This is a genomic window from Chitinophaga sp. sic0106 (assembly GCF_019219075.1).
Lineage (GTDB): Bacteria > Bacteroidota > Bacteroidia > Chitinophagales > Chitinophagaceae > Chitinophaga.
Window position 1 is genome coordinate 151,441 of record NZ_JAHUWJ010000011.1, and the last position, 12,604, is coordinate 164,044.

A 12,604-nucleotide genomic window follows, 5' to 3' on the forward strand; every position below is an offset into this window, starting at 1 on the left:
TTTTGTTTTTGTGGTTCTGAATCGGGTTAGAGGGTCACTTTCAGGTTAAGACCAAAACTGCGGGTAGCAGGCAGGCCAAATACATCCACGCCCTGTAAACCATTGTCGGTACTCATGCTCAGCTCTGGATCATAAGGAGCTTTCTTGCTGAAGAAAAACAGGTTACGGCCCACCAGGCCCACCTTCAGATCCTTTAATACCTTGCCGTTTGTAGGAATGGTATACACCACGGAGAACTCTCTCAAACGCACGTTGGTAGCATCGTACATGTAATATTCAGTGATGCCCGCACGGCCACCCACCGCACCATAAAACACGGCAGGGTCAATAGGGCCGGCAAACTTGCCGCCACTGGCTTTGGTTGCATTGATGTTAACACCGCCTGCATCACGGGCATCTGCTGTATTTTTAGATACCCCATATTCATCCAGCATAGCCTGCGTAACACTCATTACCTTACCACCAAAACGACCATCGATCAGGAAATTGATGTTGAAATTTTTCCAGGTAATACTGTTATTCCAGCCCAATAAGAACTTAGGCGTTGGGTTGCCAAGGTAGGTCAGCGGACCATCCGCAGCCTGCGGCTTGCCATTGTCATCCACCAGGATACTGCCATCAGCAGCACGTTTAAACGCCCTGCCGTAAATATCCCCGAAGGAGCTGCCCTCATGCAGCACCAGCGCATAGTTATTCACGTTATCCCCCTTCGGAGTAATCGTGTAATCGCCGCGCAGCTGTGGGGCCAGCTCGATCAGGGTATTTTTGTTACGCGTGAAGTTGAAGGTGGTAGTCCAGCTCAACTCTTTCTGTTTGATTACCTGGTAACCTAAAGTGGCCTCAATACCCGTGTTACGCACGTCACCTGCATTGATGAAGGCGTTAGGGTAAAGGAAGCCACTCGATATGCGGAAATCGAAGTATTGATCTTTGGTGTGAGAATTATACCAGGTGAAATCGAAATTCAGCCTGTTGTCCAGGAAACGCCATTCAGTACCAAGCTCCACGGAAGTAGTCATCTCAGGCTTCAATGGCTGACCCAGAAATGCACCGGAGGTATTAGATGTTAATATACCGGAGGTCACTGTATTGGTCGGTAAGGTTGCAAAAGATGCAATATCGTTACCCACTTTTGCATAAGACGCGCGAACTTTACCATAGTTTACCCACTCCGGCATCTTCATTAAATCACTTACAATGGTGTTCAAACCAGCTGAATAATAGAGGTATCCCTTCTTCATGTTTGGTGAGTACGCAAGGGTAGATGACCAGTCGTTTCGGCCCGTCAGATCTAAAAACACCTTCTCCTTAAAATTAATACCAGCAGTAGCAAAAACAGACTGTAACTGCCTTCTGAGGCCTGTAGGCGTTAATTTGGTAGCAGAATTAAGGTTCAGGTTACCAATGTGAAACACATTTGCAAACGCCAGGTCACCGTCCTTGGAATCCAGGAAAGTACGGTCCTGCTTCAGATCCGTGATGCTGGTACCTGCGGTGAAATTAAGCCCGAAGTTGTCGGACAGTTTGGGCGTACCAACCACCAACAGGTCCCCATAATATTGGGTGCTGGTGATGTAATCGTAGGTATAGCGACCATTCGCATCCGCAATGGTAGTTTGCGTACCGGCGTTGGCTTTTAGCTCATATTTATCCCATGATTTATTGGCATTGCCTCTTGCCTGGATATTCAGCCAGGGCGTTAGTTTATAACGGAGGGTAATCGCCGCAATCAGGTTATCCTTCTTATTTTCAGTGACGTTGCGGTTAAGAATCCAATAAGGATTTTGCTGGGAGTCCTGGCCACTTTTATCTTCTTCATAATTCAGGTTCCACCAGTTCTGCATGTACATGTTACGCTTGGCGCTCATGTACTCATAGTTATCCGCATAATTCTGGAAGTTCAGCCCTCTCGGAAACAGGTACAAACCAGTAAGAGCGTTGTAGTAAAGTCCTGAACTCGGGCGGTTATGCGCTTTCTGCGTAGTGGCAAGCACGTTCGCATCAATATTCAACCGGTCGTTGAAGAAATTGGCGTTTTCCCTGAAGTTAACCGTATGCTGATCAAACTTGGTAGTAGGCACAATTCCCTTATTGGTAGTATTGGAATAGGAGAAGTAAGTCTGTGCCTTTTCAGTACCGCCGGAGAGGTTGATGGAGTTGATCCATGTTTGGCCGTTCTGGAAAAATGATTCTACATGATCCGGGCTGGAACCTTTGCTGCCCCAGCTGTACAGGTTGTCTTTATTTGTTTGCAGATAGGAGAATTGCAAATCCGGGCCGTAGGCGGCTTTGTCGAGCATAAAGTTGGAAGAGAAGTTGACTTTCGTTTGTCCTGCTTTTCCTTTTTTAGTGGTGATCATGATGACCCCGTTGGCAGCCTGGCTACCATACAGTGCAGAGGCAGAGGCACCTTTCAGTACGTTCACACTTTCAATGTCATCAGGATTGATAGTACTGAGGATGTCCCCACCGTCCCTACCGCCGGAAGAAGCTCCGGATGATTGTCCCCACAGGTCGGTAGGTTGTGCACTGGTGAAGTTCGCAATAGGAACTCCGTCTACAACATACAATGGCTGATTTTCGCGGATGGATTTTTGTCCACGTAATACTACTCTCGCAGAACCGGCAACACCGGAAGCGCTGCGGTTTACCTGCAAACCGGAAATTTTTCCGGATAAACTATTGACCACGTTTGTTTCTTTTACAGTGGTAAGGTCTTCGTTTTTTACCGACTGTGTGGAATACGTTAATTCTTTTGCTTTACGCTGAATACCAAGTGCAGTTACCACCAGCTCATTCAGCCCTTTTACATTATCATCAAGGGTTACATTTAATGTAGCGCTATTACCTACAGCTACTTCTTTTGGAGCAAATCCTACAGAGCTGAACACCAGCACATCTCCGTTTTTTGCTTCCAGGTGGTAGTTCCCTTCCGGAGTGGTTTGGGTACCTTTATTACTACCTTTTACCTGTACAGTCACGCCTGGCAGCACATTTCCCTTACTGTCACGTACAGTACCGGAAACCTGGCCATTCTGGAAGGTGCTCTTAAATGAAACTGCCGTAGCCGAAAGGTTAGCGGCCTTCGCCTGCATATGAACTGCTGTTATGGAAGTGATGACTACACTGGTAGCCACGCACATTCTCATAAGGCGTAGGTTGTTTTTCATACATGCCTTTTTAAGATTAGTGAAATGGGTTGATCAAAATTTTCCCCGGGAATTTTTAGCGCTATGTATGATGAAGGAGTCGGGTGGAAATTAACTTAGTACCATGCCGTTTGAAAAAAAGTTTTGTACGTTGATATCAGCGTTTCGCTCATACAAACGCACGCGTTTTTCTCTCGCCAAAGGCGAGAGAAAAACGCGTGCAAAAAAAGATTATCGCAGATCCCACCATAACGGTGTTCCGCCATTATCCGGCCCGTTCAGCGTTTGCCTGGCGCGCTCCACTGCCTGTGGGTTTGTTACATATTCTATCTGTGGTATAGGCAGGCGGCGTATAAATTTTTCTGTGGAGATGGTACCGCCGCTGTTGTTAACTACCACCGGAAATAATTTAGGATATCCTGTTCTCCGGAACTCACTCCACGCTTCCTGTCCTTCGGGAAACATGGCGATCCACTTTTGGGTAATAATCTTTTCCAGCTTTGCCTGGTAAAGGGCATTATTATCCCATTTAATGGTGGCGGTGGATAAAAATTTGTTTCCGGGTGGAATATTATTGGCCGCATTATGCGGGTCCACATAGGGTTTGGGCTTGCTGGTATCGTTATTGATATAGTCGCTCACGTTAGTAATGCCATACTGCTGAAAGGAAGTCCTGATGCCTTTTTCATAATTTGCACCGGCATCTCCGGCATTACTCCAGTTATTTAAAGCAGCTTCTGCTTTCAGGAACCAGGCTTCTGCTGCCGTCATAAACTGGATTTTACTTTCCAGCTTTACCAGTGATGAAAAGCTGGTATAGTCCTCCTTGGCACTGATGGCTATCCCGTTGCGAATGCCATGATATACATCCGGTCCGCCATCAGCATGTACAAAATAATGTGGCAGGCGTGGGTCCTTATAGCCGGTGAGTATCGATTCCATAGGCGCCCCCATGCGTATGTCCGCCCAATTGTTACACATGATATTCAGCGGATGGGTTACCGGTGAAATATTTACATTGAAGTTGTCCTCTATACTGGTTAGTAATCCTAACGGATGTGATAGCGCAGCTTCTCCTTCCTGCTTTGCCTTTTTAGGATCTATGCCGTTTATGCGTATCGCCAGCCTCAGGCGCAGTGTATTGGCAAATTTTACCCATTTGCTGTAATCTCCCTTATACACCAGGTCAAAGTTGGAGAACCGCCAGGCAGCATGATTATTCACTGAATCAGTCAGTACACCGATCGCCTCGTTCAGATCTTTAAAGAAAGCATAGTAAGCATCCTGCTGAGAATCGTAATCAATGCTTTTGTCAGCATTAATCTCTCCGTAATGGGTATAAATAATAGGACCATAAATGTCACTGAGCCGGTGCATAGCCTCTACCTTCACGATCTGTGCCCAGGCATAAAACTCCTGATATTTGCCTTTTGCTTTTTGCTGCGCAAAATCGCAGGACTTCATCACATTGCTGTAAGTAACAATCCAGGGCTTTACGTTCCAATAATACAGCAGGCCATAGTTAAGGTTGTTGATATTGCCTTCGTAGGGGTTGGGCGACATCATATACCCCGAAAACACGTCCGCATTCAGATTCTGTTGCAGCTGGGCTGTAGGAGGATCATTATATATCAGCAGGTTCAGCTGGGCTTGCGACATAGGTTCGCCCATCAGCTGAAAGTCGGCTTTCAGCTCCTCTTCGGTAAAGTCATATGGATTTTTGTTGATCTCCCCGAAACGCTTGGTACAACTGAGGAGCATGCATGCAATACTAATCACTATCAAATATTTCCACCTTTTCATAGCTGCATTTTTTAAAAACCTACTTTTAAATTCAAACCCATGCTTCGCACCGGCGGCAAGCCAAATACATCCACGCCCTGTAGTCCGTTGGCCGTACCCATGGATACTTCCGGATCAAAAGGCGCCTCCAGTTTAAAGAAGAATAGATTGCGCCCGATCAACCCTACCCGCGCATTGCGCAGCCACTTCCATTTCAGGGGTATGCGATAACTTAAGCTCAGCTCACGTAAACGGATATTCGTAGCATCATACATGTACAGTTCACCAATGCCGGCGCGGCCGCCAATCGTCGTGTAATACGACTGTGCATCCAGTATGCCGTTAAAAGGTGTTCCGTTTTCATATACTGCATCGATCTTTACACCACCATTGTCGCGTGCTTTGGCTGATACTTCGCTCACGCCGTACCAGTCGAGTACGGCCTGTGTTACGCTCATCACCTTGCCACCAAACCTGCCGTCGATAAGAAAGCTCAGCGACCAGTTACCATAATCAACCGTGTTGTTCAATCCCAGCGTGAAATCAGGATTCGGGTTGCCCACTCTTTTTTGTATGCCTCTGGTTTCAAGTCGTCCCTGATCATCGAGCAGGTATTGTCCTTTTTCATTTTTTACCAATTCCTTGTTACTGTAAATATCGCCCCAGGAGCCGCCTTCCTGAATAAAGGAGCCGAACATATTTACGCCGAAATCCGTCAGCACAAAGCTGTTGCTGTTATCGGCTCCGGGAATTTCATCATTGCTGAGTTTGATCACCTTGTTATTGTTGGTGGCAAAGTTGACGGTGCTGGTCCAGTTAATTTTTTCATTACGTACAGGCGATACCGTTACAGTGGCTTCCCAGCCTTTGTTCTGGATATTACCCATGTTCAGGTAATAGGTGAGATACCTGGAACCCGGTGGGGCGGGCACTTCCATGTATTGCTTGTAGTTATTGTTTTTATACCAGGTCACGTCGAGGGTAAGGCGGTTTTTAAACAGCCTGGCCTCCAGCCCGGTTTCAAAGCTCTGGTTGTCTTCCGGTGCCAGGAATACGCCGGGGTAGGGGGTACGCTGGTTGAGCACTACACGGGTAACGCCGGCAATGGTTTGCATGGTGAATGGTGCGGGATTACTGGCATAGCTGGCTATATCGTTACCTACTTTGGCAAAGGAAAGGCGTGCCCGGAGGAAGTCAAGCTGCTGCGGCATTTTCATCAGGTCGCTCACGATCAGGGAGGCTCCCGCAGAATAATAGAAATATCCTTTCTTGAGGGTAGGCGTGTAGGCAAATGTGCTGGACCAGTCGTTACGACCGGTAAGGTCAATAAACAACACGTTCCTCACCCCCAGCTGCATGTTACCAAAGAGGGCATGCATCTGCTTCTGATCCACAGAATGCTGGGCATCCATGGCTACGCTCATAATATTGCTGACGGCGAATTTATTCGGGTACATCAGTCCCGGGTCGGAGTTGGGATTAGCGCCGTTGTAAGTACGCTCATGTGCTTTAATATCTGTGATGCTGCCACCGATGTTACCGGCCAGGTGGAGCCAGTCGTTTGCTTTTCCGCATACGTTGAGCATCAGGTCGCCGTATGCCTGCGTATTGAATTCCTTTTCCAGCGTGTACCTGCCATTGGAGGCCGCCAGTACTACCTGTGTGCCGGCGTAGGCCTGGAGTTCGTACTCGTCCATGGATTTATCGTAGCTGCCGCGACTCTGAACAGATATCCAGTCATTGAATTTATAATTCAGGGAGATGGTAGCCATACCACGATAACGGTAGTCCTTACGGATATTGCGCTGCAGGGCCCACATCGGGTTTTGCTGGTCATCCTGGCCTATCCATCTTTTGTCGTGGCGGATGTTCCACCAGTTTTGCAGATAGAGGTTTCGCTCCATGTCAGGGTACTCGAAATTATTTTTGTAATAGTCGAAATCGAGTCCGCGGGGGAAGGTGTACAGTCCGGAAATGGGGCTGTAGTACAGCCCGGAGGAGTGGCGGTTGTTGGTATTTTGCGCCAGGAAGGACGCGTTGGCATCTATAACGAATCGGTTATTAAACAGTTTGAGCGTTTCACGGAAATTAAAAGCGTGCCTCCTGAAGGTGTTGGTAGGCAAAATTCCTTTGTTTGTTGTATTGGCGTATGATAGGTAGCTCTGTGCTGTTTCGGTGCCTCCGCTGAAGGAGATGCCATTGGTCCAGGTATGTCCTGACTGGTAGAAATCTTTTACATGGTCGGGGGCAGTAATTTTTTCACCCCAGCTGCCGAGTGAACCGGGTTGGTTGCTGTTGGTGGAGCCTACGCCTGGCGGATCTGTTTGTGCGTAGCGGTATTGCAGGGAGGGCAGGAGGGAAGGTGTTTGGAGGGTGAAGTCGGAACTGAAATCGAATTTACTTTTACCTGCTTTTCCTTTTTTGGTGGTGATGAGGATCACGCCGTTTGCGGCCTGGCTGCCGTAGAGTGCTGCTGCGGATGCGCCTTTGAGTATGCTGATGCTTTCGATATCATCCGGGTTGAGGTTGGAGATACCGTCGCCACCGTCGCGACCACCGGCTCCGATGATGTTGTTGGATTGTCCCCATACGTCCGTGGGCTGGGAGGGCATGAAGTTGGCGTAGGGTACACCGTCAACGATGTAGAGCGGTTGATTTTCGCGGGTGGATTTGTTACCTCTGAGTACGACTCTTACTGATCCGCCTATTCCGGAGGCATTACGTGTAATTGTTACACCTGCAGTTTTTCCGGCGAGGGTGTTCATGACGTTGGCATCTTTTACGAGCGAAACGTCGTCTCCGCTTAGTTGTTGGGTGGCATAGGGCAGTTCTTTTGATTTTTTTTGTATACCCATGGCCGTTACTACGAGTTCACCCAGTGCGCGTACGTTTTCCAGCATGGTAACCTGGATATCGCTGGAGGTGCCGAGCATTACTTCTTTGGTAAAAAATCCTACGGAGCTGAAAACGAGTATATCGCCCGGCGCTGCTTTAATGGTAAAAGCGGCCTCGGCGTCTGCCTGCGTGCCTTTTGTGGTGTTCTTGATCTGAATTGTTACTCCTGGTAGCGGCGTGCCTTTGTTATCGCGTATAAATCCGGTGATATCTCTGTCTAATGAAACCTTACTGTTCAACTCTACAGTCAGCGAGGATTGGGAATCACTGTCTGCTCCAACGATTATTTTGTTTTCTTTACGGGTAAATTTCAGTCCCGTTTGGGTAGATAGCTGTATTAGCACCTCTTCGATTGGAATTTTCACACAGTTGAGTGTTACTTTTTTCCGGAGGTTTAAGTCTGATTTATCATAATGAAAGTTTAATCCTGTTTTGGTTGATAGTTCCGAAATAACATCCTCCAGGTTCTTATCCTTCGCCTGGATACTGACAATAATGGGTATAGTAGGTTCCTGAACATGCCTGACAGCGTTGGCAACGGAGGTCAGGCTACCTGCAAGCAGCAGCGTCAGTATCAGGCCAAAAGAGAAAAACCATTTTAGTGGGCATGGTTTTACCCTCATATTGGCTTGTTTTAGTTTTCGAGATAAACGGTATCGCTTTTAATGGTGTACGTAAGAGATTTAATCGTGCAAATGACGTCCAGTACTTCAGAAAGGCTTTCGTTTTTAGTAAAGGATCCTTTATAATTCCATTCAATTTTATTGCTGTTGTTGATAACGGTAACGCCAAAACGATTTTGAAGAGCGGCGGCGATATCGTTAAAGCCGGCGCCGTCAAAGATCAGGTAGCCTTTTCTCCAGCCGATGATGTTATCGGGGTTGGCGAAGGAGGACTTGATCAGTTCGAGGGAAGTACGGTTGTAGCGTAGTTGCTCACTGGGCATCAGGATGGTGGCATTATTGGCATTGCCTGTTTTTTCCACCTTTACTTTTCCGGTGATCAGGGCTACGGTGATATCAGCTTCGCTGGCATAGGCGCGAATGTTAAAGGAGGTACCCAGGGCTATGGTGGAGAGGTCGCCGCTATACACGGTGAAGCTCCTGGCCGGGTCGTGGGCAGCATCAAACATCGCTTCTCCTTCGTCGAGGAATATCTGGCGGGCCGTGCTGGTAAAATGTTCCGGGTAGTGCACTTTGGTGCCACCGTTCATAGCGATGGTGCTGCCATCTTCCAGGGTAATGGTTTCTTTCAGGCCATAGGGCGTGGCAACGGCTACAAAACCGTTACTCACGGTACGTGTAACCGTTTTAGTGGTGGTTGCCAGTAGTTCGGGAGATGCCGGTGCAGTTGTGTGACGGTTGTTCGTAAAGAGTAAAACCACTGCGGCCACTACGGCGGCGGCGGCAATGCCGATGTACCAGGGGCGGAGGTTGCGGACCTTTGCAGGTACGGTGGCATCCACGGCTGGTGTTATTTGCTCGTTTATGAGGTGTTTAACTTCGTCTAATTGCAGATTCAATGCATCATCATTCATTATCACCGACTGATGACGGTTGATATTGTCGAACCATTGTTCAATTATTTCCGCTTCCTCCGGTGAGCAGGTGCCCTGGTTATATCGTTCCAGTAATATTTTAATCTGTTCTGTGTCCACCTGATAGCGTTTTTGATATTGTAATGTCGTAATAACGTGGAATTAGTACTATTTCTGGCTAAAAAAATAATATCAGGCCAGGCATCCCAACAGGATGGAAACGATGATCAGTATCATGTCCGGCTGGGCATAGTTGGCTCTTAATATCTTTAAAGCTTTGGTAATCTGGTTCTTAACGGTCTGCTGGGAGAGGTTGAGGTGTGAGGCGATCTGTTCTACGCTCAGGTTTTCAAACCTGCTCAGCATAAATATTTCCTTCATTTTTTCAGGCAGGTGGTTGATGGCCTCAAACATTTCCTGGGTGCGGGCCTTGGTATCCAGCTGATCCGAAATGGAATGTGGCTGCTCATCAAAATGCTCAATCAGTTGCTGAAGGTACTTCCGGTAGGTGGTGTTTTTTCGGTAGATGTCAATGATCTTATGCCTGGCCGCCTGGTACAGGTAAGATTTGAGCGACTCCTTAAGCACAAGGGCCTGCCGTTTCTCCCATAGGGAAACAAAAAGGTCCTGCAGCACGTCTTTACTGATTTCTGCGGTATCCAGCTTACTATAGATGAATAGATACAGCGCCTTGCTGTAACGCTCATAAATGGCATTGAAGGCAGCAACGTTATCGCTTTTTAGCAGCGATACTAATTCGTGATCTTGATAACTGCTGTACATCGAATTACAGGAGAAGAAATGCGTTTGGTTGACTAAATGTTAACTGCTATGAAAGTAAGGATTATTTTGGGAGATTTCCCTATTATTTTTAGGGAATAAAGTATCATATACGTGGTAATATACAGGGAAATCTCGCGTTAGAAAATGATCAGGCCTCTTTTAACCGAAGTTCATTCTTGTACTCTTTCGGTGTTTTACCTACTATCTCTTTAAAAAACCGGTTAAAGTTGGATAAATTCTTAAATCCGCAGGAATAGGCAATTTCAGCAATCGACCAGTCCTCCTCGGTAAGGCGCTTACAGGCATGGCCTATCCGTACCTCATTGAGGAACTGTACAAACGATTTCTTGGTGCGGTTCTTAAAGAAACGGCAGAATGATTGCGGTGATAAATTAGTGATGCTGGCAACGTCCTGCAGGGATATTTCCTTGGAGAAGTTGTTCATCACATATTTGAAGACCTCGTCAATCTTGTGGTTGTCTTTCAGGTTGTAGGCATGTGAATAACCCGTGCTGGCCAGGTAATAGCAGTCTTTAGTTTCCGACAACGTTTTGAGAATGTGCAGCAGGGAAATTATCCTGTCCAGCCCCTCCTTACGTGGCAGCGATAAAATTTCAGGTTTCAGCTTGTCATAAGTGTCCCCTATGATTTTCATGCCGCGCTGCGCCTTGTGAAAAAGTTCACTCAATGCCTTCGTTTCAGGCAGTCCGTAAAACTTTTCCCCAAAGATGTCTTTCGGAAAATAAATAACCACAGAGCGGGCCTTCTGACTCTCATCTCCCTTATAATACCCTTCATCATTATACCATACGTGCGGGATATGCGGACCCAGAAACACCATGTCCCCTTCTTCGAAGCTCTCAATGCTGTCGCCTACTATCCTCTTTCCATGGCTCTCTGTCACAAATACCAGCTCGCACTCCGGATGAAAGTGAAACGGTGTATTAAAATGAGGATCACATCGCTCTATGATCGTGATCTGATTATCGGCAAAGGCCCCAACTTTAATAAGGATGGGTTTCATTCATGTATTAATTTAAACGAGTATTATTTGTGGCATCTTGTTTCCTTATCGAAGAATACCATTGTCCTATGTTTGTTGCCAAATTATAGAAATTTGGTTAAAAAAATATCATCTTTTTTTAAATGGTCCTTTTATGTGATACAAATTAGGAATGCTTTATATGTAAGAGGCCCCCCTACTATTTGGAATAATTCCCACAACTATGTAAATTTCAACTTCATTTTGTAAATTACGCTGGGCTAAATCGATATAGCATAACTCTTATTATGAAAGGTATCTCTATTAAAGATATTGCAAAACAGGCCGGTGTATCTCCTACCACTGTATCATTCGTACTGAATGGAAAAGCCAAAGAGAAGAGGATCAGCGATCAGGTAAGCAAGAAAATCCAGAAAATAGCAGGCAAGCTTAAATATAAGCCCAACCAGCTGGCTCGCGGATTGCGCACAGGCAAAACCAAAACAATTGGCCTTATCGTCGAAGATATCGCCAACAACTTCTTCGCCACCCTCGCTAAAGTAGTGGAAGACGAAGCCGATAAGTACGGATATAAAGTACTGTACGGCTCTACAGAGGATAACACGGAAAAAGCAAAAGGCCTCCTGGAAGTGCTGAAATACCGGCAGGTAGACGGTTACATCATCACACCCACCAAAAATCTGGATAAGGAAATAGAACAGCTGCAAGGCGCCGGTAAACCTATCGTGCTCATGGACCGTTATTTTCCGCAGATGCCATCGCACTACGTAGTAGTAGATAACTACAAGGGCGCCTACACTGCCACCGAACACCTCGTAAAACAAGGCTATTCCAAAATCGCCATCGTTACCACCACCTCCGATCAGGTGCAGATGAAAGACCGCCTCCAGGGATATAACGACGCCCTGAAAGCCGCCGGCATCACCACCAATAAAGCACTGGTGAAAAAACTGCCGTTCGACCTCGACCGTGAAGGATTCAACAATGAAATCAAAAAGTTCCTCACCGCCACCAAAGGACTGGACGCCGTTTTCTTTGCCACCAACTACCTCGGTATCTACGGCATCGAAAGTATCCGCAGCCTCGGATGGACCATCGGTGCGGATATCGGCGTCGTTTCATTTGACGACCACGATATCTTCCGCCTCCATAGTCCCGCCATCACCTGCGTGGCACAACCGCTCCGGGAGATAGGTGAAAACCTCGTTTCCATTCTCATGAAGGAACTCAATCAGCCTACCACCACCATGCAACAGGTAGTGCTGCCGCTCGAACTGATTATCCGTCCTTCCAGCTTACATAAATAACCGTACTATAACGTTTTAGCGGTTATACAACCTATTCAGCCAGCACTTAAAAAGTGCTGGTTTTTTTTGCGCACCACTCAACCCTTTTTCTACGCACTTTGTTATATATCATAAAGTAATCCTGGCTACAATCAGGAGCTGAATACAT

General features: G+C 46.8%; 7 protein-coding genes. 1 reads left to right on the plus strand and 6 read right to left on the minus strand.

What is annotated here, in order from left to right; translation table 11 throughout:
- Window positions 1–26: 26 nt before the first annotated feature.
- From KW844_RS17545 to KW844_RS17570, 6 genes are all read right to left on the minus strand, one after another.
- A complete protein-coding gene (locus KW844_RS17545) occupies window positions 27–3,170 on the minus strand; it encodes a SusC/RagA family TonB-linked outer membrane protein (RefSeq protein WP_218378077.1) in 3,144 nt (1,047 codons plus the stop codon).
- 210 nt (window positions 3,171–3,380) lie between these two features.
- A complete protein-coding gene (locus KW844_RS17550; RefSeq protein WP_218378078.1) occupies window positions 3,381–4,952 on the minus strand; it encodes a RagB/SusD family nutrient uptake outer membrane protein in 1,572 nt (523 codons plus the stop codon).
- A gap of 11 nt (window positions 4,953–4,963) precedes the next feature.
- Window positions 4,964–8,449, minus strand: a complete 3,486-nt coding sequence (locus KW844_RS17555) for a SusC/RagA family TonB-linked outer membrane protein (protein ID WP_218378079.1) — start codon at window positions 8,447–8,449, stop codon at window positions 4,964–4,966.
- 11 nt (window positions 8,450–8,460) lie between these two features.
- Complete coding sequence (locus KW844_RS17560; protein WP_218378080.1) at window positions 8,461–9,483, minus strand: FecR family protein; 1,023 nt, start codon at window positions 9,481–9,483, stop codon at window positions 8,461–8,463.
- A gap of 72 nt (window positions 9,484–9,555) precedes the next feature.
- Window positions 9,556–10,146 carry an RNA polymerase sigma factor gene (locus tag KW844_RS17565; protein ID WP_218378081.1) on the minus strand — a complete coding sequence of 197 codons (591 nt, stop codon included), beginning with the start codon at window positions 10,144–10,146 and terminating at the stop codon, window positions 9,556–9,558.
- A 148-nt stretch (window positions 10,147–10,294) separates the two neighbouring features.
- Window positions 10,295–11,170, minus strand: a complete 876-nt coding sequence (locus KW844_RS17570) for an AraC family transcriptional regulator (RefSeq protein WP_073083650.1) — start codon at window positions 11,168–11,170, stop codon at window positions 10,295–10,297.
- Window positions 11,171–11,436: 266 nt separating this feature from the next.
- On the opposite strand from KW844_RS17570, the gene KW844_RS17575 reads away from it, so the two are divergent.
- A complete protein-coding gene (locus KW844_RS17575; protein WP_218378082.1) occupies window positions 11,437–12,456 on the plus strand; it encodes a LacI family DNA-binding transcriptional regulator in 1,020 nt (339 codons plus the stop codon).
- Window positions 12,457–12,604: the final 148 nt, after the last annotated feature.

What these genes read in the sequence shown, in the direction of transcription:
- KW844_RS17545 (WP_218378077.1), bottom strand. Translation starts at nt 3,170, where the DNA reads ATGAAAAACAACCTACGCCTTATGAGAATGTGCGTGGCTACCAGTGTA.
- KW844_RS17550 (WP_218378078.1), bottom strand. Translation starts at nt 4,952, where the DNA reads ATGAAAAGGTGGAAATATTTGATAGTGATTAGTATTGCATGCATGCTC.
- KW844_RS17555 (WP_218378079.1), bottom strand. Translation starts at nt 8,449, where the DNA reads ATGAGGGTAAAACCATGCCCACTAAAATGGTTTTTCTCTTTTGGCCTG.
- KW844_RS17565 (WP_218378081.1), bottom strand. Translation starts at nt 10,146, where the DNA reads ATGTACAGCAGTTATCAAGATCACGAATTAGTATCGCTGCTAAAAAGC.
- KW844_RS17570 (WP_073083650.1), bottom strand. Translation starts at nt 11,170, where the DNA reads ATGAAACCCATCCTTATTAAAGTTGGGGCCTTTGCCGATAATCAGATC.
- KW844_RS17575 (WP_218378082.1), top strand. Translation starts at nt 11,437, where the DNA reads ATGAAAGGTATCTCTATTAAAGATATTGCAAAACAGGCCGGTGTATCT.